General features: G+C 66.0%; 17 protein-coding genes. 8 read left to right on the top strand and 9 right to left on the bottom strand.

Annotation, left to right across the window (positions count from 1 at the left end; all coding sequences use genetic code 11):
• Positions 1-15 precede the first annotated feature (15 nt).
• The 6 genes from FBY30_RS15625 to FBY30_RS15600 all read left to right on the top strand — a co-directional run bounded on the left by FBY30_RS15625 (position 16) and on the right by FBY30_RS15600 (position 13,683).
• The gene (locus tag FBY30_RS15625; protein ID WP_056387403.1) at positions 16-4,110 is read left to right on the top strand and encodes a type IV secretory system conjugative DNA transfer family protein; all 4,095 of its coding nucleotides are present in this window, start codon (positions 16-18) and stop codon (positions 4,108-4,110) included.
• Between the two features lie 166 nt (positions 4,111-4,276).
• On the top strand, positions 4,277-9,838 hold the full coding sequence (locus tag FBY30_RS15620) for a hypothetical protein (protein WP_056387406.1): 5,562 nt from the start codon (positions 4,277-4,279) through the stop codon (positions 9,836-9,838).
• A complete protein-coding gene (locus FBY30_RS15615; RefSeq protein WP_142133566.1) occupies positions 9,810-11,603 on the top strand; it encodes a hypothetical protein in 1,794 nt (597 codons plus the stop codon). Before FBY30_RS15620 ends, FBY30_RS15615 begins: the two co-directional genes overlap by 29 nt.
• A gap of 30 nt (positions 11,604-11,633) precedes the next feature.
• Positions 11,634-11,999 (top strand): hypothetical protein, encoded by a 366-nt coding sequence (locus tag FBY30_RS15610; RefSeq protein ID WP_056387413.1) that lies wholly within the window; start codon positions 11,634-11,636, stop codon positions 11,997-11,999.
• Positions 12,000-12,108: 109 nt separating this feature from the next.
• Entirely contained in the window at positions 12,109-12,480 is a 372-nt protein-coding gene (locus FBY30_RS15605; protein ID WP_056388141.1) for an HU family DNA-binding protein, read from the top strand.
• 144 nt (positions 12,481-12,624) lie between these two features.
• Positions 12,625-13,683, top strand: coding sequence for a hypothetical protein (locus tag FBY30_RS15600; RefSeq protein WP_056387415.1), 1,059 nt, complete (start codon positions 12,625-12,627; stop codon positions 13,681-13,683).
• Here the strand turns inward: FBY30_RS15600 and FBY30_RS20715 are convergent.
• Entirely contained in the window at positions 13,618-14,067 is a 450-nt protein-coding gene (locus FBY30_RS20715) for a hypothetical protein (RefSeq protein WP_160141485.1), read from the bottom strand. The genes FBY30_RS15600 and FBY30_RS20715 overlap by 66 nt on opposite strands.
• 153 nt (positions 14,068-14,220) lie before the next feature.
• Here FBY30_RS20715 and FBY30_RS15590 point away from each other — a divergent pair, with 153 nt between their 5' ends.
• The gene (locus tag FBY30_RS15590; RefSeq protein WP_056388143.1) at positions 14,221-15,240 is read left to right on the top strand and encodes an ATP-dependent DNA ligase; all 1,020 of its coding nucleotides are present in this window, start codon (positions 14,221-14,223) and stop codon (positions 15,238-15,240) included.
• Between the two features lie 28 nt (positions 15,241-15,268).
• Positions 15,269-16,048, top strand: coding sequence for a hypothetical protein (locus FBY30_RS15585; protein WP_056387420.1), 780 nt, complete (start codon positions 15,269-15,271; stop codon positions 16,046-16,048).
• Between the two features lie 70 nt (positions 16,049-16,118).
• Here FBY30_RS15585 and FBY30_RS15580 read toward each other — a convergent pair whose 3' ends face one another.
• The 8 genes from FBY30_RS15580 to FBY30_RS15545 form a co-directional block, all read right to left on the bottom strand.
• Entirely contained in the window at positions 16,119-16,361 is a 243-nt protein-coding gene (locus tag FBY30_RS15580) for a hypothetical protein (RefSeq protein ID WP_142938892.1), read from the bottom strand.
• A gap of 11 nt (positions 16,362-16,372) precedes the next feature.
• The gene (locus tag FBY30_RS15575; protein ID WP_142133565.1) at positions 16,373-16,714 is read right to left on the bottom strand and encodes a hypothetical protein; all 342 of its coding nucleotides are present in this window, start codon (positions 16,712-16,714) and stop codon (positions 16,373-16,375) included.
• 54 nt (positions 16,715-16,768) lie between these two features.
• Positions 16,769-17,275, bottom strand: coding sequence for a hypothetical protein (locus FBY30_RS15570; protein WP_056387430.1), 507 nt, complete (start codon positions 17,273-17,275; stop codon positions 16,769-16,771).
• Positions 17,268-17,639, bottom strand: a complete 372-nt coding sequence (locus FBY30_RS15565; protein WP_142133564.1) for a hypothetical protein — start codon at positions 17,637-17,639, stop codon at positions 17,268-17,270. The genes FBY30_RS15570 and FBY30_RS15565 overlap by 8 nt, the downstream gene beginning before the upstream one ends.
• Before the next feature lie 157 nt (positions 17,640-17,796).
• Entirely contained in the window at positions 17,797-18,291 is a 495-nt protein-coding gene (locus tag FBY30_RS15560; protein ID WP_056387434.1) for a phosphatase domain-containing protein, read from the bottom strand.
• 28 nt (positions 18,292-18,319) lie between these two features.
• Positions 18,320-18,604 carry a hypothetical protein gene (locus FBY30_RS15555; RefSeq protein WP_056387438.1) on the bottom strand — a complete coding sequence of 95 codons (285 nt, stop codon included), beginning with the start codon at positions 18,602-18,604 and terminating at the stop codon, positions 18,320-18,322.
• Positions 18,601-18,864, bottom strand: coding sequence for a hypothetical protein (locus FBY30_RS15550; protein WP_056387441.1), 264 nt, complete (start codon positions 18,862-18,864; stop codon positions 18,601-18,603). Before FBY30_RS15550 ends, FBY30_RS15555 begins: the two co-directional genes overlap by 4 nt.
• Before the next feature lie 2 nt (positions 18,865-18,866).
• Entirely contained in the window at positions 18,867-19,568 is a 702-nt protein-coding gene (locus FBY30_RS15545) for a hypothetical protein (RefSeq protein ID WP_056387443.1), read from the bottom strand.
• Positions 19,569-19,571 lie beyond the last annotated feature (3 nt).

Raw genomic sequence — 19,571 nt, 5'->3', positions numbered from 1 at the left:
CAGGCAGGGAGAACCATGGCAGGCAGCAAGCGCAGGGCGGCACGGCCCAAGGCCAGCGGCTGGGAGAAGATCTCGGCGCGTCGGCCGGAGGAGACGCTGACGAACCGGGACGTCTATGAAGACCAGCAGCTGGACCGCGGCGAGCGGCTGAGCAAGAAGTCGAACACGTCGGGCCTCGCGCTCGCCGGCGTCGCCGGCCTGCTGGTCGCGATCGTGGCGTGGGTGCTGTACTCGGTCATTGCTACGGCAGTGCTCACGCTCGGGGCGACGATGGGCGGTGGCCTGGGCGGAAACAGCAGCGGAAAGCCGGACTCGTACTACGTGGAGGACACTACGACAGGCCAGGGCGGGGCCCCGATGACGTGCTACCGCGCCGTCAACGAGAAGGGTAACCCCGAGATCGGCTCGAAGTGCTACCCGGATCTCAAGGACGTCCCGGTGCCAGCGTGGTGGACCCACGCAGGCAGCGCCGCCCAGGACGCCCCGGAGGCTGACCAGGGGGCCACGCCCACGGCGACGAACGTGGGCGGGCAGCTGGGGTCCGTCACCGGGTTCAAGCTCTTCCTGACGCTGGGATCGGGCGCGCTGGTCATGATCATGATCTCCACCTGGACCGGACGCCAGGTCGCCAAGCACAACGCGACGGTCGACCACACGGACATCAACGACCACCGCAACGACCAGCACATCGCGCTGCCGGAGGAGGTCCAGCAGAACTACGACTGGTTCCCGGACGCCGGTGCGCACTCGGGGGTGCAGGTCAGCTCCATGATCAGTCACATGATGCTCAGCAAGAAGGGGCTGGGCACGGTCAAGGTCTCCCGGCGCGCAGAGTCCGACGTGATTGACCAGGACGGCAACGTCGTCTACTACAAGGGTGAGGTCATGGACGGCGACGACGGCGAGCCGCTGGTCGAGACCCTGCCGCTGATCGACGAGGAGTTCGGCGAGGCGCTCTTCGACGCCTCGGGCCTGCCCCGGGACAAGCGGCTGCGCCGGAAGTATGACGCAACGGTGATCCCGTACAACCCGCCGACCGAGGAGAGCCGGCGCAAGGCCAAAGAGGCGATGGACCCTGGGAAGCTCCAGGGCGCGAACCGTGACAAGCTCGGGCCCTACCGTACGGTGTCGGACCTGATCACTGATGATTGGGAGTTCCCGGCGTACGAAGTCCAGCGCCCTGCCGGTGCCTACATCGTCGACACTGCTCCCGTGAACACGATGGTGCTGGCCATCACCCGGGCGGGCAAGGGCCAGACCTACATCGAGCCGATGATCGACATGTGGTCGAGGGAGAAGGAGCCCTCGAACATGGTCATCAACGACCCCAAGGGCGAGCTGCTCGTCAAGAACTACATCCCGCTGGTCACGCGCGGCTTCGAGCCGGTGCAGTTCAACCTGATCAACGCGATGAAGACCGACATCTACAACCCGCTGGGCATGGCCGCCGACGCCGCCCGCGAGGGCGACTCGACCAAGTGCGCGCTCTACATCGAGAACATCGGCGAGGTTTTCTTCCCGCTGGACGGCGGTGAGGACCCGGTCTGGCCGAACGCGGCGAACAACGCCTTCAAACGGGCCGCCTACGGTCTCATCGACTACTACCTCGAGGAGGAGCGTGAGCTGCGCGAGTACGCAGCAGCCACCGGCATGGACCCGGGCACGCTGGAGCAGCGGCTGGACGACATGTGGGGAAAGGTCACGCTGTACAACTGCTACCAGCTCTTCGTGCAGCTGACCTCGAAGAAGTGGAAGAACCCCGCTGCCGAGCTGGAGAAGCGCATCAAGAACGGCGAGTTCGAAGAGGACGAGGACGCCCTGGCCGAGGAGCAGGCCAAGGTCGCCGAGAAGGATTTCCTGTGGGAGGGCAAGGCCGAGCAGGACCTGCTCACGCTCTACTTCAACGCCACCCAGGCCCTGCCGCGCAACTCGATGCGCACGCTCGTCGGCAACGCCCACAACGCCCTGGTCGCCATGGCCGGTGCGGAGAAGATGATGTCCTCGGTCTACGGCATCGCGATCACGGGCATGAGCTTCTTCACCGACCCGACGATCTCGACCCTGACCTCGGGTAAGCCGAGCCAGAACACTGACCTGGCGGGCCTGTCCTTCCCGCGGCGGCTGGGCGTGCGGTTCTCGCCGAACTTCATGAAGCGCGACCACCTGCTCGGCCAGATGGCGAGCTGGTCGGCGTACGCGGACCCGATGTTCATCCAGAACCTTGGCAAGGACTTCGAGCACTCGGAGATTGTCGGCCGCGTGGGCTGGGCGCGCTACAACTTCAAGGGAATCTTCCCCGGCGACGAGGCCTGGCTGAAGCTGGAGCTGAAGAACCCGCAGAGCGGCATGCTCGTGCGCACTTTCTACTTCCACTTCCGCAAGAGCTACCAGCTCTCCCTCAACGGCCGGCACTTCGTGGTCGAGCCGGTCACCGGCAAGAAGATCGTGAAGAACGGCGTGCTGCGCGAGCTGCGGCCGGTGCGCGAGGGCGGCACCCGCGACAGGAAGATCCTCTCGTTCCAGCCCGGCGACACGACCTTCCCGAGCCGCAAGCTGGACTTCTCCGGTGGCGGGCACCCCGAGGAGGTCGAGGTCCGGGCGCGCGCGATCACGCAGACGATGGCGCGGTACTCGGAGTCGCCCAAGGCGGTCTTTCTCGTCACTCCCCCGCACCTGATGAAGTACGCCAAGCTGATCCTGATCCTGGTCAAGCAGCTGGTGGACGTCTCGTTTGACCAGTCGTACATGACCAAGTCGAACCAGAAGCCGCTCTACCGCACCCGGTTCATGCTCGACGAGCTCGGCAACCTGCAGTCCGACGGCAACGGCATCGCCGGCTTCGAGACCATGCTCTCCATCGGCCTCGGCCAGGAGCAGCAGTTCACGCTTATCCTGCAGACGCTGCAGCAGCTGCGCGACGTCTACGGCGAGTCGGTCGACAAGATTGTGCAGGGAAACACGAGCAACATCGTCTTCCTCAAGTCGACCGACGACTCGATGATCGAGACGCTGGAGAAGATGAGCGGCAAGACCCACCGTACCCACGCCAGCTCGAAGCAGATCACGCAGAACTTGGACAAGGTGGTCGGCGGGAAGACGGACGGAGCGATTTCGCGCACCTGGTCGACGGAGGAGGAGCCGCTGATCAAGTACAACGATTTCGCCTTCCTCTCGCCGCGCAACTCGATCGTGCTGCGCGCCGGCGACGCGCCGGTCTGGAACCGCAACGAGACGATCCTGCCGATGTCATTCAAGCTGCTCGGCAACACGATCACCCACCCGGGGCACGAGTACTCGCTGCAGACGATCCCCACGCTCAGCTCCGCGATGGAGTTCGACGTGCGCATGAACCAGCCGGACTTCGTCAAGATGCTCGACAAGCGCATGGCCCAGGCGGTCAGGGCGGCCGACGCCAAGACGCTCTACCAGGAGACGTACGACTACAAGGACATCGACATCGAGCGCCTTGACCCGGACGTCTACTCGGACGAGGTCATGGAGGTCATCACGCGCATGGTTTTCACCGACGAGAGTGGCGACCCCAACGCCCCGGTGGTCGTGGACCCGGACGACTACGAGGCCATGATGCTGGGCAACGACGAGGAGTTCCTGGAGGACGTGGAGGTGGCCGCGACCGTGGCTGCCCACCAGGCGACGCAGAAGGACCACAAGCGCCTGGTCTACGCCGAGGGCACGGTCAGCAAGGAGATGCTGATCAATCTCGACGGCTCGGCGAAGGTTAAGGCCCTGGACCTTGAGATCGGTGAGGCGTACAAGACCGCGCTGGTGGAGATGCAGCGGGACCGCGAGCACTTCTCAGTCGGCGGGGACGGCGAGCTGCGCAGCGCCGACGGGTCGAAGACCTACATCAGCCAGGTCCGCTCCGATGCCTACACCGACGCCGCCCGCAGGATCAACGGCCAGATCAGCGACGAGGGCTCGCGCGTGTTCGCCGAGCAGGACGTGACCGAGGAGGATCTGCGGTCGCTGGCCACGGTCAAGGTGCACGCCGCCTTTTACACTTACCTGGCCTCGCTGCCCAGCTGGGAGGTCCTGGCCGATGGGGCTTTCGACCGGGCCATGGCCGTTGAGATGAAGTCCCGGGGGTAGTGCCGGCGGGTCTATTCGCTCCGTGCCGGGACGGTCGATGCAATTCGACTGTCCTGGCATTCGTCTTTTGGCTCGTTTCTGACTCATCTATCGCTTCCATTCGAATCATCAGCGTATGATCTATACATAGTTATGTCCCCGAGCGTCCACAGGAGGCTGAGTAGCAATGAAGAAGGCACACGGACTGAGGCGGTACTTCTACGAGTACGTCTTCTACAAGGCAGTCGAGCAGGCCCGGGAGCAGAGCGGGGAGATCATTCCGATCTCCCAGGCGAAGGCCATCCGTGCACGGGTCGACCAGATCCTCGGCCAGCGCGGAACCGCCCTGGCTGATCCCGGACTCGGCGTCACCGCGTGTCTGACTGCGATCGACACGGCCTTCTCCGAGCGCGTCCCGGACTACGAGCCGCAGTTCGGCGACCACTCCCCCGCCAACGAGCGCTACCAGACGCTGCAGCGCGAGTTCACCCGTGCCACGGGCGTCGGAGCGGAGATCGACCCGCGTTCGGCGCGGCTGCCGATCAGCCCTTACGACCCGGCCTGGTCCGAGCGCGCGACGGTGAAGCGCGCAGGTACCGAGCTGCTGTACATTCCCGACGAGACGATCGTGAAGAACGCCGGCGGCGAGGTGGAGTCCTTGTCTGAGCCGCGCCGCGGGAACATGACGCTCTGGCGGCTCGACGAGGACAGTAAGCCGTACGAGGCCGGCCGTGCCATGACCAACGACGACGCCGCAGGCCTCACGGCGCTCATGGACAAGATGAGCCGCCAGGAGTACGACCAGGTCCGCGAGTGGGTCATCGACGGCGGACGCGACCCGCAGACCGGCCGCGTTGACCGCAACCGTTTCATGTCCCAGCGGGCGGTGGCACGCTCGGCGGCGTTGCTCGAGGAGCTGAAGTCCCAGGGCGTGGCCTACGAGGTCCTGCGCGACCGTGAGCCCGGACAGATCAAGGCCCGGATCTCCGGGACCGGCATGGAGATCCGTCTCACTGACACGCGCCAGGAGGAGTACGCCGGGGCGCGCATCTACGACAACGGAACGGTGCTGCGCTACAGCACCAATCACCGGGTGCCCGGCGGCATGGCCGTGCCCGCCCCGACTCCCGAGGACGCCGTGCGGCTGCTGCGTTTCGCCCAAGGCCTGCCCATCGAACGCGAGGACCGTCCCGGCACGGTGGTTGGCGTCGTCGGCTCCAGCCACCCCGAGCATGGCCGCGGCCGCTCCCTCATCGACGTGCCGGACAGCTATCACGTCGACCGCGAGAGCATGTTCGTCGTCGCGGACTATGTCGTCCCCGGTGAGAGCGCCCCGCGCCCCGGGTCCAAGGTCATGCTGCGCCGGGATGCCAAGAACCGCTCCCTGCCGACCTTCTTCGTGGACGCAGAGCCGGCCGAGGCCTACGGTCGCGAGGCCGTGGACACCGCGCGGGAGAACCTGCGCGCCGCCCTGGGCGTCGAGGAGCTGATCCTGCGCGCGGAGTCTGAGCTGCAGCGCACCGAGGGCGCGCTCGACGAGATCGAGCCCCCGGAGTATGCCTCTGACCCCGAGGTCGCGGCGATCCAGCGCTCTTACTGGGACGTGCTCACCGGAGCACGCAGCGAGCTGCTGCGTCCGGGCGCGACCGAGGAGATGTACCAGGAGCGCCTGGAGGAGATCGGCGAGCTGCAGGCCGGTGAGCTTCCGGACCTGGGCAACCTCGTCTATGGTGGCACGGCCGCCGACAAGGTCCGTGCGCACGCTGATGACGTTCCGTTCGAGCTGGTCGGCACCTGGGATGCCGAGCCGCACCTGATCGACGGTGAGTGGCTCGACCAGCGCTTCGACCCCGCCCGCGTCGCCAAGTACATGACCAGCCCGACCGGCCAGTGGTCTAACCTGGACAACCTCGCCTCGGCGCTGCGCCGCTGCGGGGTGCCTCCCACCGAGCTCATGGGTACCAGCTTCCAGGCGACCCGCTTCAAGGACCGGATCGTCTCCTTCCATGCGGCCACCGCCGCCCCCATCGCCGAGCATCCCTCGGAGTTCATGCGCCGGATCGGTCAGACCGTCCGGGAGAGCATCGAGCGCAACGCCGCGACGCCGGGTGAGATCCTGGTCGACGCGCAGGGCGTCATCAGCTGGACCGCCGAAAAGCTGCGTCGTGACGGCAAGGCCACGCCGGTCTCCGGTGAGATCGGCCAGGTCTTCGATGTCGGCAGCCATGGGGAGATTGTCACGCGCTTCGCCAGTGGCGAGAACGCGCTGATCGTCCCCGGCTACGAGGCGCGGATCAAGGCCCAGACCCCGGGCGAGGCCCCCAAGTCGGTCGAGGAGCGCACGGTGCTGCGCGGCTACGAACAGCTGATGCACGAGCGCATCCAGTACCAGCTTGCCGGTGACCTCGTCTCCGGCCGCAGCCGGACCGGCGTGCCGGCCTCGCTGAACGCGGTGTACTCGCAGCTCTACGGCACCAAGCACCCGGTTGACTTCATCGAACGGGCCACGACGTATGAGGTCGACCCTGCCACCGGCAAGGCCACCGCACGGCTGGACGAGTGGACGGCCTCGATCCTCGAGACCGAGGCCAAGCGCGTGCGCTACTCCAACGAGATCAAGCAGGGCTCGACGATCTACGCTGAGTACCGCGCCGAACGCGATCGCACCGACCCGGCCGACGACAACGTCTTCGACGCCTGGCGGCTCACCGGTGGACGGAACATGACGGTGCTCACGGGAACCGACCGTAACCATGTGACGGCTCCCGGCGGCTTCTTCGATCCGGTGATGACCGGCGGCGCGACCAACCAGGGCATCGTGCGCTACCTCACCGAGGACGCCGCCGTGCGCCCCGACGGCACGATTGAGCCGGGTGACCCGGAGACCGTGACCGGCTCCCGCGCCCCGCTGATGAGCCGGCCGGAGCTGGAGACGCTGCGCTATGACCCGTTCGACCGCCAGCAGATGACGGCCTCGACGATCATGCAGTCTTCCGAGGTGACGAAGCCGACCGGCACCGCTCTGATGACCTTCGGCGGCTGGACGGCCGACGACCCGATCGTGGTGTCGACGGAGTTCTCCGAGCGGCACCGCATCCGCGGGGCCGGTGGCCAGCTGCGCGACCTCGTCGTGGGCGACAAGATCAGCGATCTGCACGGCAACAAGGGTGTCGTCTCTCTGGTGGTCGACCGCCACATGGACCCGGACGAGGCGCGTGCCCAGGGCCTGGAGCAGGAGGTGGCCTGGTTCAGGGAGAACCCGGGCATCGACGTGGTGATGAGCCCGTTCTCGCTGATCTCCCGCCGCAACGCCGGATCGGCGCGCGAGCTGATGGGTGGTGCCGTGGGCGACATCCGCCGCCCGGCCGTCCAGGGCCCCGATGCCGGGCCGGTCGACGGAGGGTTGGGCGAGATGCGGTTCGTGGTCACCCACATGGCTGTCGACGAGAAGACCAAGATCTACGACGACGAACAGGTGCGCGCCGGCAAGGGGCGCAAGGCCTCCTCGCAGCTGGCCTGGGCGCTGCAGTCCCAGGACTGCCCGGCGATCATGCGCGAGTTCTACGGCCACAACTCCGGTGCCGAGTCGAACCTGCGCGAGTATCTGCTGGTGGCGGGACTGGACATGGAGGCCGACGGCACCCTGCGTGTCGTGGGCCAGGCCGAGAGTGTCGACGAGCGGCCCGAGCGCCGTCTGATCCCGATGCCGGAGCTGATGCGCACGCAGCCGCGCAGCGAAGGCGCGACGCCGGGGCTGAACACCACGGCCATGCGCAAGTCCTTCGGCGACCTGATCGGCGATCGTGGCGGCGACATGGAAATCCCCTTTCCGCTGACCTACCCGACGAGTCAGCTGACCGAGACGGTCAGCGCGACTTCGTGGAAGCTGCCGGTGCTCTCTTCGCACCTGCGCAGCGGCCAGGAGTTCGACGACGGCACGTCCGTCACGCACGACTACACGCGCAGCTATCAGGACGTCTTCGTCGAAGCCTGCCGCTACCGGTACATGGCCGAGCAGCTGGATGACCACGGCCTGTCGCCGGACAAGCGCGCCGAGGTGCGCCGGGGCATGAGCGAGTCTGTCTCGCGGGCCCAGCGTGCCTTCGAGGCGATCACCACGGACGTGCAGAACCGCGTGCTGACCGGCAAGAACAACATCTTCAAGACCGGGCTGATGAGCTCGCGCCTGTCGGACTCGGCCACGATGGTCTGGACCGCCGACCCTCGGCTGGACATCGATCAGATCGCTCTGAGCTCGGTCAAGGCCGAGCAGCTGGGCCTGGCCGAAGGCGATCACGCGCTGGTCTGGCGCGACCCGGTCCTGCGCGACGCCGGCGTGCGCTACATGCGCGTGGCGATCGACGACCGGCTCACCGGCGCGGCGATCAACCCGGTGATGGACCAGTGCTTCGACGGCGACTTCGACGGTGACGCGGTCGCCGTCGTGAGGCTGCACAGCGAAGCCGCCAAGGCCGAGGCGATGGCCAGGCTCTCGGTCGGAGCGAACCTCCTGGACACCGGCGTGGTGAAGGCCGACGGCTCGCACCCGCTGGCCATGCAGGTCTCGCTGGACACCCAGGTGGCAATGTCCAAGAGCCCGGAGCTGGCGGAGAGCCTTGAGAGTGCCGTCAGGGAGGCGAACCGCCTGCGGTTCGTCAGCGATCCGCACGAGGTTGCCGCCGGCCACGAGGTCCTCGTCGAGGAGCTCAGCGATCTCTATCGCTCAGCACAGCGCGGCGAGTTCGGCTCGGCGCTGACCTTCAGCAGCCGCGAGGCGCACCTGCAGAGCGTGCGTGAAGTCTGCGTCGAGACCGGGGCCAAGGGCAGCGAGAAAAAGCTCGCGGACTACTCCCGCAACCTCGGCGACGAGCAGGGCACGCCGGGCATCACGCAGGAGGACCAGGAGGCCTCGATGTTCGCCACGGCGATCAAGGCCCACGGCACGGGACTGGGTGGCTCGTTCTCCCAGCGTGCGGTGCGCGCCCTGCGTGGCGCTGACCTGAAGGCGGTGCTTGAGGTGACCTATCCGGTGACCCAGTCGATCCTGCAGGCCAAGCACGACGCTGCGGAGGCACGGCACAAGTACGAGATGCTGCAGGGTCCCGGGCGCGATCTGTGGCGCGGCCGCAAGCTCGAGCACCCCGGCCCCGGCCAGTGGCGTCCCGAGTTCGCCGACGGCGAGGCTGTCCAGGCCACGGCCGAGGAGTGGGAGGCCCAGTTCGTCGAGTTCTACGAGGCCAAGGACGGGTTCAACGTTTCGGTCAACCCGGACTGCGTCGCCCGTGTGGCCCGCGCGCTGGAGGACCCGAAGTCGGGCCTGGTGCGCAACCTCGAGGAGGACCCGTCCCTGGCGGGCACGGTGATGGACCGTATGGCCTACGGCGGCGACTTCGAGGCGCTGGTGCAGGTCGCGAAGAACCGCGAGAGCGTCTTCGACGGCGAGAAGAACGAGCAGTTCGCCTCAGCGGGCACCCGCCGTGCCCGGGCCGCGGCGGCGCGCGAGCTCGACGCGTTCGCGGCGCACGGCCTCGACGGGCTGGACGGCCTGGACTCCGCGGAGGCCGCGGTGGATGCCTCGGTCCTCAAGCGTGACGTGCTCGCGCAGACCGGGGACGGGGCCGCCAGGGCGCGCGGTGCCAGCCGGCGCTCGGCACACGCCGTCGGCGTGGGCGGCCGTCGCCCGGCCTGGACGCCGAGCTACGAGACCGGGCAGCAGCAGAATGACGACGACTATGGACTGGGAGGCTGACATGACACAGGACACGGAGCAGGAAATGGGTCCGGGCGGCAGGGGCCGGGGGCGCAAGGCACTGCCTGTCGACCCCTTGGGCCACGTCCATCCTGTGTACGGGATGGACGCCGGGGAGGAGGACATCATCGACGCGGAGATTGTCGACGAGCCGGACACGCAGGCCGGACACGACACCTCACGCGGGCAGCGCGAGCGGCTGCGCGACCGTGCCCGCGGCTTCTTCGGGGCCACGACGCGGGAGCGGACCGAGGAGCGGGAGCGCCAGCGTGCACGCGACCAGGAGCGCGCTGCGGCCGACGATGACGGCCTCGACGACCGGGAGCGGCTGCTGAAGCTCCGGGCGGAGACGCGGCTGGCGGGCGAGGCGTACATGCAGACGCTGCGCGATTCGAAGCTGCTCGTGCCCGGCTTCAACGACGGGGAGCGCACGAAGGAGTTCGACGCGATGCACGCGGTCTACATGCAGATGATGATGCAGGGCTGCCTGCGTCCGCTCACCCGCGGCGTGAACCCGAACTCGGTCATCCAGGCCGCCGGCATGATGATGGCAATGCGGATGCTCGCTCCTGACTTCAGGAAGGAGATGGACTCCTACCTGCAGCCGTTCAAGGACAAGGTCCAGGACCGGATCGACGCGAAGACCCGGCACATCGGCGAGAGGGCCGAGCGCCAGGCGGCCCTGGTCGGAGATCTGTTCGGGGGCGCGCCGGAGGCGCAGGAGGCCTCCGGCGACGACGGCGACGACGGCGGGAAGCAGTCCGGGAAGTCGGGCGGGCGGTGGGGCACCAGCAGGGACGACTTCCTTTCCCGGCGCTGGCGTACCCGCCTGGAGGACCTGGAGCGCCGCGAGCGGGGCAACCGTGAGTTGTTTACTCCCGAGTCGGCGGCCATGACCGAGGTCGCACTCATGGAGAACGCCTTCTGGAAGATGCGTGACCCCGAGCAGGACGCGAAGCAGATCAACGCCAGCTACAAGGCCCTGCGCAAGCGCCTGCGCCAGCAGATGGAGGACGACGGGCTCGACCGTGCCGAGGTGGTCAAGCGCGCCCGGACGATCATCGGCGAGCGGATGGAGTCCGAGCCGGAGCTGCGCCTGATGTTCAACGGCGTCGCGCACGGCCGCATCGTCAAGGCCCCGCCGCACGAGGCCCGCCTCGCGGGCACCGACAGGGTACGCGAGGTCTGGACCGGGGAGTTCGACGACCACCTGGGCCGGCGGATCCCCGACGAGGGCATGTTCACGCTGCGCCTGCCGATGGAGCCGGACGAGCACCAGGTGCAGCTGGCGGAAACCATGAAGGCGGCGATGCTGGACGGCGTCCAGCGTGGCGACGGACAGGCCCTCGGCGGCAGTGTCATGGGCTACATGATCGGTTTCGCGGCCAAGAAGCAGGGCCTGGACACCCGCGGGCTGCCCGAGGACCTCCAGCAGCGCCTCGACCAGTCCGAGAGCATGCTCGCAAGCATGGAGATCGATGGTCTCTCGGACGAGGAGCAGCAGCGTGTCTACTCGAACGCCTACGTGGACGCCATCGAGGAGCTGAACAAGGAGGACCCGGATTTTGAGCACGAGCTCAAGCTGGCCCTCGGCGAGGACTGGCAGGACACGATGCGGGCCGCGGTCGACGATCCCGCTACTTTCCTGGCGGCGCAGCGCACGCGGCCCCAGCCCTTCCGACAGGGGCCCGGCCCCTCGGCCCGGCCGGGGCCGGAGGGCCAGTGGAGCCGCGACCGCGGAGCCGAGGACTACCAGCCGGCATAGTCCGGAAACGAACGAGAAGGAGACAGGACCATGAGCGACGACCAGCAGGTAGAGCAGCAGGAGCGGTACGGTTCCCGGCTCGCCCAGATGTTCGGGTACGTCACGTCCGAGGACCGCGGTCGCTGGGAGCAGCAGCGTGCGCAGAACAAGAAGAACGTCAACGTAACCAAGCAGGGTGCGAAGTCCTCCGTGAGCTCGATGATGGAGTTCGGCGACAAGAACATCAACGCCAAGCTCAACGCGGCCCACCGGATCGCCGACCAGCAGCGGTTCGACGAGTCCCACGACAAGATCGTCAGCACACGGCGCGATCCGAAGACTCGGTCGATTATTGAGTCAGTTGACTACGAGTACAAGGACGACCGCCAGTCCATTGATCCGGATTTCGAGCTTTAGTTGAATGAATACCGACAGGTCTGTGGATCGCTTTTCGACAGGCCTGTCGGATAAACTGGTTTTCAAGCAGGAAGCGGACGACGAGGGATGATAGGACAAAGGTGTGGGCATGAAGACGACGGTTCATCCGCGGATCAGCAAGCGTGGATTCATCTCGAAGGTGGCCGGCCGCAGCGGACAGCCGATAAGGGTGGTGAGTGAGGTGTACGAGTCGCTCATCGCGGAGCTCACCGACGCCGTGCGCCGTGGAGACACCGTCGTGCTCACCGGCTTTGGCCGCTTCGCCCGGCAGACGCACAAAGGCCACAAGGTCCGGTTCGGCAAGAAGGACGTGGATGACTACTCGGTGCTGAAGTTCTCAGCGTCACGCAGCATCAATCGACGGCTCGATCCGGACACTGACCTGGGCGGCCAGGAGACCTTGAGGCTGATCGATGAATTTGACGAGGCTGAGGAGGTCCTTGCCCGGGTGGCGGGATAGACGACGGGCAGCTGCTGACAGAAAAAAAGAAGAACCCCGGCGATGCGGAAGCATCACCGGGGTTCTTCTGTCCGTAAGGGGCTGCAGGTGCCAAGACCGGTCCCTGTGCACGGCGCATCGTCAGGGGTCGCTTATGATCGCTCGGTGATCTCGTCTGAATTCCTCACCTGTACCTCCCATGTGCCATTGCTCCAGTCAGTGGTGCAATGCGATCCATTCAGTGTGATTGTCAGGTCGGCGGAAAAGGACTGGGACCCGAGCACTTTGTTGTCCGCCCTCAGCCAGGCGTCGGCCGTTCTGGTCGCCATCATTGGTGGTTTCCTGGTCAGCCGGCTTGTCGCGATCTCCAGCGAACGCGAGGGTATCAGGAGGTTAGTGGAAGCAGCCACCGGCCGTATTCAGCACATTGAGTCGGACCTGGACCAGGCCCATCAGACGCGATTGAACAGGGCAAAGAGCTATCTCTACGAAGAAGCAGTGGAGAAAATACTCGAAGATCCGGCTTTGGATCTCGACTCCTTGATCCAAGGCCGCTTGCTAGGGGGAACGGCAGTGGATGAGCTCAAACCGTATGCGCTTTCGCTTCGGCAACGCGTGCAGGACGCGGTGAAGGCTATCAACGGGAAGCTCAGGAAGGGTGACACCAAGGCGTTGGAGCTTGAAGCTCTTGTCGAGCGGGGTCTGGTGATTGCTGACGCCGATCAGGATATTTACGAACAGGCCTTCAAGCATCGGCGACGCAGCCTTCCCTCTCCGGCGGGTCTGGCGATGTTTGGACCGAGCAGCTATGCGGATTTATCTTCGGTACTTCGACCGGGGATCATTTCAGATGCGGCACACGCGGCAAGCCTGCGACGGCAGGACGAGGAAATCAAGGCTGAGGCAGATCTGCGGACGCAACTCCGGGCGGCTGTGGCCGAGCGGGACCGCTTGGATGAAGAGCTGGCCCGCGTCGGCAAGCCTGTGGGTGTGGCTGCGGCCATGTGGATGCTGGGCCTCCTCTCGCTGGGAATCCTCGTACCGTTGATCATGATGGCCTTTGAGCCCAAGGGCCTGGACGTCGTGTCCAAGATTCTGCTGCTTGGCAGCTTTGTCATCGGACTGGTGGCGATTCTTTGGTATGTCGGTTGGTTCTGGCTAAAGATCGGCAAAGACAAAACACAAGCCACGCCAGGAAGGTCCTCGGAAGCCCCGCCCCGGTAATGGCCAGTAGTCACGCAATCTTGATGGCCGCCTTTGCCGACGTTTTGCCGTTGCATTGCGAACCTCGGCGGCAATGCTCCAGGCAGCCGTTTCCGCAGTTCCGTTGGCCGGATGCACGAGAACACCGTGTGGGCCCGTGAGGCTTTCACCTGTACGGGTGCTGGCGTGCACGCAGTACCTGCGCTGGTTGTGCACGGTGTAGGTGAGTTCCAACTCCAGTTCGACATCCCAGATGTGCTGCTGGTCCCGCAGAGCTTTCCTTGTCGCCGCCAGGAACATCAGGGCCGCGGCATCTTCAATCTGCTGTGAGGTGGGTTCCTTGTAGCGCCGGCCACCGGCAGTCCCGGCAGACCCAGCGGGGTTTGTAACAGCTTCAGTGGACATGACGACTCCTGTTTCGAATGTGGTTGGTTTCCCTGATCGAAGAAGGACCCGGTCACAGCTTTGCTGTGACGCTTCCCGGTGCTTGGTGCTGTATCCAGCCGGGAGGAAGCCTTGTTTCCACCCCTGCTTCGCTGGGCTTACGCTGTGCCCACGATGTTCGAAGGTTTGCCGGCCGCCCTGCATCCTCCTGTTGCCCTTGCTTTGGCCAAGGCCGTGGAGTCGATACCACGCGGTGACGCACTGTCCGGCGGCTCAGTCTTTGAGATGAAGTTCGACGGTTTCCGGGCAGTGTGCCTGGTCGGTTCGGATGGGGCGTGGCTCTACAGCAGACAGGGCAAGGATCTGAGCAGGTACTTTCCGGACGTGTTGGCTTCCGTGCGTGAGCAGATCCCTCCGGGCTGTGTTGTCGATGGCGAAGTTGTGGTGTGGTCCGAAGGGCGGCTGGATTTCGATGCGCTGCAGATGCGCCTGGTGAGCTCAAAGGCGGCTCTTGCGGAGCTCGTGATGAAAAGCCCTGCCTCGCTGATCGCCTTCGACGTCCTGGCAGTGGCGGGGCAGGATACCCGCGGGCTTCAATTCCGGGACCGCCGGGCTCTGCTCGAGGAGCTGGCGCGCGGGTGGGTTCCGCCACTGCATCTGTCACCGGTGACCAGCGACCAGGCCCTGGCGGCCACGTGGTTCAGTGACATGACCGCCACGGGCGTGGAAGGAATTGTGATCAAGGGTGAAGGGCAGACGTACGAGCCCCGGCGAATCTGGCTGAAGGTCAAGAGCAGAAGCGCCCTTGATGTGGTTCTTGCGGCGGTCATAGGTCCCATGGCGCACCCGCGGGCAGCGGTGGTGGGTTTGCCGGTACACGGACGGCTGCGGATTGTCGGCCGGTCCACGTCCTTGACGGCTCGTGCGGGAAGGGATCTGGCCACATATCTTCGTCCTCCCCGGGGAAGGCATCCATGGCCGGAGGAAATCAGCGAACGGGTGCTGGACCGCTTCACCAAGGAGGGCGGCACCACTCGCTTGACTTTGGTGGAGCCGTTGGTGGTTGAAGTCTCGGCCGACATAGCCTGGTCGGGTCAGGCATTCCGGCATTCAGTCCGCCTCATGCGGGTCAGGCCTGAGTTGTCGCCGACGGAAGTATCCCTCCCGGAAGGCTTCCAGCGTGCCTGGCGATAAAGAATGTAGCCATGTGAAGAATGGAGTCATGCGACGAGAAGATGAACCTGAAGAGTTCGAGATTGCCGACTCGTATTTTCAGGAGCTGAGGACCTGGCTGGGCTTCCGGGATTCCCACGAGGCATGGATCCCGGAAGCCGGAAGCCGTCTGGCGCAGGACGATGGGCTCATCAAACCCCACCAGGCGTCGCACAACATCGCCAATGCGGTAGTCAGCGCGATCGATCATTTGCACGCGCTGGACAGCATCATGCTTGGTGCCGGAGCATCACATACTCTTGCCCCGTTCTCGCTGGTCAGGGCAGCCATTGAGTGCGCCGCACAGGCCGCCTGGATTTCAGCGCCAGAAGAACAGGCGACCAGGATAGTTCGTTCGCTGTCTCTGTCGCTGAAGGTAGCCAAAGACCGCGAGACTGCGTACAGCGAACTGGCACGTCGCCATCCGAATCTTCAGGGAACGCTTCCGGACTTCGACAGCGACAAGGCGCAACTGCAGGCTATTCTCGATGCCTCCGGGGCCGCTGGAAAGTTGATTCTCCCCAGCAGCACGCACATACTCACGCAGGTCCGCGACCTGGTGCCCAGGACGTCCGCCTTGTCCGTATGGCAGCTGTGCTCGGGTTTTGCCCACGGCAGGCGCTGGGCCGCGGATGCCGTGCTGAAGCCGGCGCAGTCAACTTCTCTGCCGGATGATGTCATCGCCAAGGAAAACCGGCCGACCATGAGGCTGCTTGTCTGGGCCCTTACCCCGGCTATGGATTTGATCCGGTACAGCCTCGAGCGGCATTCCGAGCTGTCGCGGGCCTAAGCAGCCAATTTGTACCCGCTGAAGCAAGAATCGGCGGCCGGAGCGGGTACTGCAAAAGATGCCGCGCGACTCAGTTATCCGCGATGGCGAAGATCACGACAATGATGATGATCGGGATGAGCAGCACGCCCGCGCCGGCGGCGAGGTGCTCCCAGCTGAACGGCGAGTTGAGGAAGGCGATGAAGCCATCCCACAGGCTACGGACGGAGCCCACGGCCCAGGCGAAGAAGCCGGTAGCCCAGCCGATGACGGCGGTGACCGAGACTCCGCTGAGCGCGCACAGCCCCACGATCGTTCTGGTGTTCCTGAGCATGGCCAGTCCCCTCATTTCCGGTCCTCGAACAGCAGGTAGTAGAGCCCGATGTGCGGGATGACGAGCACGGCGAAGGCCAGCCAGGCCCGCTTCGGATCCTCGATCACCCATGTGATCCCCTCTTTGACGGGTTCGGCGTACGCGAGCACCGGCGCAAGAACATCGGTGCGGAAGACCACATGGAAGATGCCGTAGGCCATTCCCAGGGCGATCGCCAGGGCAAGGCTCCGGCGGATTGTCAGCTGCGCCCGCGGGCTCATCCCCCGGCGTGGTTCCGCGACTGCCGGATCCCAGGTCTGGTGGTCCGTGTCGTAGTCGTGCATCACTTCATCCCGTCTCCATCGAATCATCATTCATGTCCATTCTATGAGAAAGGCTGAATGACGAACAGAAACGAGGCCCAATGGTCAGTCGAACTCGAGGTCTGCACCGACTGGTGCGGGTGTGTCGAGCCCCCTGCCCGCCTGCGGGGCATGATTCTTCGCCGCGGATGCGCGGCGCTGGGCGGCGAGCTGGTCGAGGGTGACCCCGACGGGCCGCCCGAGGCGCTGGCCGGCTGTCCGGTAGACCTCGCTGTCGCGGCGTGCGCCGATGGCGACGATCTCGCGCCGGGTGATGCCGCCGGGCGGCTCGGGCCTGACGTCGCGTGAGACGATGCGCAGCGGCGGCTTCTCATGGGGGTCCGCACCGACGTAGGTTGTGTCGCAGTCGGAGAGGTCGGCAAAGCGGGAGTCGTAGTCCAGCGGCTTAGTCGGGTGGCGGCGGCCGTTGAGCCGGTGGAGCATGACGATGGTGGCCTCAAGGAGCGCCTCGTCCCGGCTGTGCGGATTCTTCAGGGCGCGCTGGTTGAGCCGTTCGATGTCCTGGCGGGCCCCGGGGCTGAGATGGACCTTGATCCGCAGCCCCTCAGTCATCGTCGAGCACCTTGCGGATCATTGACCGGGCAGGCTCGCCCAGCTCATCGCCGAGCTCATCGAGGGTCAGGCCGGGCTCCTCGGAGGCGTCGGAGGCACGGATGCGGCGGGAGAGCTCGGCCTGGAAGGCAGTCTCGTCGGCATGGACCCGCCGGAGCAGGTCGACGAAGTCGGCGAACGGGATTACGGCGGCCTCGGGGACGTTCCCGTCACCGAAGATCAGGGGCTCGGCATCCCCGGCGCGGAAGCGCTCGAGCAGGGTGCCCAGGTCGGCGGCGGTAATCTTCTGGGTCGGGGCGACGTTCACGGAGAACTTCGGCAGGGAGCCCTCGCGCGTGGCCTGGGGGGTCTTGTCGTCAGTCATGGTTCCAGTCTATTCGTGGTCGACTGGGATGCCAGTGCCTCATATCCCACCATTCCTGATGGACACTGAGTCGCTGGGGAATGGCGTAGCGGGGCAGTTGAAGAGAAGCAGGCCCGCGCCCTGCGGCCCACTGCGGGTCGAGGGCGCGGGCCATGCATCAGAACTCGCCCGAGCCGGGCTGGACGTCGAACACCGGCACGCCGAGGGCCTGCCAGGCGCGGATCACCCTGGGGCGGTCATCCAGCGCGAGCCGGACGTCCCACCGCCCGCGGATGAAGGCCTCGTAGATCTCGGGCTTGACGATGTCGTCCGGCCGGCGGTCGCCCTGTCCGCGCATGAACAGAGGGCAGCTGGCGGTCCACTCCCCCACATGTTCGATGAGCCAGGCGTAGGTCGCGCGGCCGACGTCCCAGCCGTTGTCGTCCAGGACCGGCCTGCCGGAGCAGAACACGATCTCAAGTCCGGCAGCGTACAGGGCGCGCACGGTTTCGATCACTGGCGGGTTGGGCAGGTCCCAGGGGACGAGCCGGTACTCGTGGTGTCCCCTGATGAAGCGTCCGTCGGGAAGTGTGTGCGTGGCGACTGTCCCGTCGATGTCGACGATCACGGCCGGCGAGAGGACCGCGGTCGTGGCAGTGCTGATTTCTGTCATGGTGGGTCCCTCCTTCCGGGCGGTGAGGCTATTCAGTGGACGGACGCTCGGCCTCGACGTCGAGCGGGACGATCGTCCCGAAAAGTCCTGCAGCATGCTGTGGCCCGTGCGGGACTGCCAGCGGGTCGGGACCATCGGGCATGACCCCGGACTCTCCGCATGTGGGACACGTCCATGTCCAGGTGACAGGCGCGTGCACGACGCGCCTGTCGATGATCATCCAGTCGAAGCGGTCAACCCAGTCCTCGCGGCCGAGAGGCTGGCAGAGATCGGCGTCGAAGAGGGCATCGGGCACTGGTGTCCGGCTGCTCATCGCACTCCTTCTTCGGCCGGTGCGGGACCGGGCTGGGCCACCCAGTACTCCCCGAGGGGCTGGATGGTCCCGTCTTCATGGCCATGGCAGGTCAGTTCGAGAGAGCCGGCCCATTCGTGGGGACCCTGGGTGATCGCGGTGCCAGCCGGCACCTGCAGCGGAGCGTGGTCGTGGCCGTGGTAGTCGCGGCAGGCCGACTCGTCGTCGTTCGCGAGCTTGAGGGCGCAGCACGCGCAGAGGATGAAAACACCACTGGCCAAGGTCAGTCCCCGCCTTCCTGGTTGTCGTACTGGCTGACATAGCCGATGAGAAAGTTGTCGTCGACCGGATCGAAGCCGTGCTGCTCCGTGAACTCCGCGTGGTACTCGGCAGGGTCCCGGTCTCCCGGGTGCGGCCGGACGGAGCCGATCGCGTTGGCGATCCACTCCAGTTCGTCGGCACCGGACCACTCCGGCTTGGTGCCGAGGCCGAGGGCATTGGCGTCGACGATGTCGGTGTCGGTCACAGGTCCGGGGTTGCCGTTGGTCCGGGACAGCGGCCTGCGGCAGTCGGGGATGAATCCCATGGCAAGCAGGACGGTCACCGGCAGGTGGTGGGCGTGCCAGATCGCGTCGGCGGCGTCGGTGGGGGAATCGCCCGAGGAGAGTCCGCCGGAGAGGTACAGCCGGTAGCCGGCGACCTCGATGGTGTCCGTCTCGCTGGAGTCCAGCACCTCTTCGAGCTCGTCGATGATCCTGCGGCCGACGCGCTTGATGACCTCCGGGGTCGGCTCGCCCTCGGCGTCCAGGTGCATGTCGGGGTCGAAGTCCTCGACCAGCTCCTCGAGCTGGGACTCGGGGTCGTCGAACCGGAACGATTCAGGGTCCGCGGTCTCCTCGACCATCAGGCGGCCGCGTTCGAAGTCGATCGGCTTGGTGCGGTTGGCCGGGACGGCGATGGCCGCGGTGAGCATATCGGCGCTCATGGG

The sequence above is a fragment of the Arthrobacter sp. SLBN-83 genome (assembly GCF_006715285.1).
In the GTDB taxonomy this organism is placed as follows: domain Bacteria; phylum Actinomycetota; class Actinomycetes; order Actinomycetales; family Micrococcaceae; genus Arthrobacter.
This window is presented reverse-complemented; position numbering and strand designations above follow the sequence as displayed.

Coding starts and splice junctions, on each gene's coding strand:
- FBY30_RS15545 (WP_056387443.1), bottom strand. CDS start 19,568: ATGAGCGCCGATATGCTCACCGCGGCCATCGCCGTCCCGGCCAACCGC.
- FBY30_RS15590 (WP_056388143.1), top strand. CDS start 14,221: ATGTTCGAAGGTTTGCCGGCCGCCCTGCATCCTCCTGTTGCCCTTGCT.
- FBY30_RS15620 (WP_056387406.1), top strand. CDS start 4,277: ATGAAGAAGGCACACGGACTGAGGCGGTACTTCTACGAGTACGTCTTC.
- FBY30_RS15560 (WP_056387434.1), bottom strand. CDS start 18,291: ATGACAGAAATCAGCACTGCCACGACCGCGGTCCTCTCGCCGGCCGTG.
- FBY30_RS15580 (WP_142938892.1), bottom strand. CDS start 16,361: ATGCTCAGGAACACCAGAACGATCGTGGGGCTGTGCGCGCTCAGCGGA.
- FBY30_RS15575 (WP_142133565.1), bottom strand. CDS start 16,714: ATGATGATTCGATGGAGACGGGATGAAGTGATGCACGACTACGACACG.
- FBY30_RS15585 (WP_056387420.1), top strand. CDS start 15,269: ATGCGACGAGAAGATGAACCTGAAGAGTTCGAGATTGCCGACTCGTAT.
- FBY30_RS15565 (WP_142133564.1), bottom strand. CDS start 17,639: ATGACTGACGACAAGACCCCCCAGGCCACGCGCGAGGGCTCCCTGCCG.
- FBY30_RS15555 (WP_056387438.1), bottom strand. CDS start 18,604: ATGAGCAGCCGGACACCAGTGCCCGATGCCCTCTTCGACGCCGATCTC.
- FBY30_RS20715 (WP_160141485.1), bottom strand. CDS start 14,067: ATGTCCACTGAAGCTGTTACAAACCCCGCTGGGTCTGCCGGGACTGCC.
- FBY30_RS15570 (WP_056387430.1), bottom strand. CDS start 17,275: ATGACTGAGGGGCTGCGGATCAAGGTCCATCTCAGCCCCGGGGCCCGC.
- FBY30_RS15605 (WP_056388141.1), top strand. CDS start 12,109: ATGAAGACGACGGTTCATCCGCGGATCAGCAAGCGTGGATTCATCTCG.
- FBY30_RS15625 (WP_056387403.1), top strand. CDS start 16: ATGGCAGGCAGCAAGCGCAGGGCGGCACGGCCCAAGGCCAGCGGCTGG.
- FBY30_RS15615 (WP_142133566.1), top strand. CDS start 9,810: ATGACGACGACTATGGACTGGGAGGCTGACATGACACAGGACACGGAG.
- FBY30_RS15610 (WP_056387413.1), top strand. CDS start 11,634: ATGAGCGACGACCAGCAGGTAGAGCAGCAGGAGCGGTACGGTTCCCGG.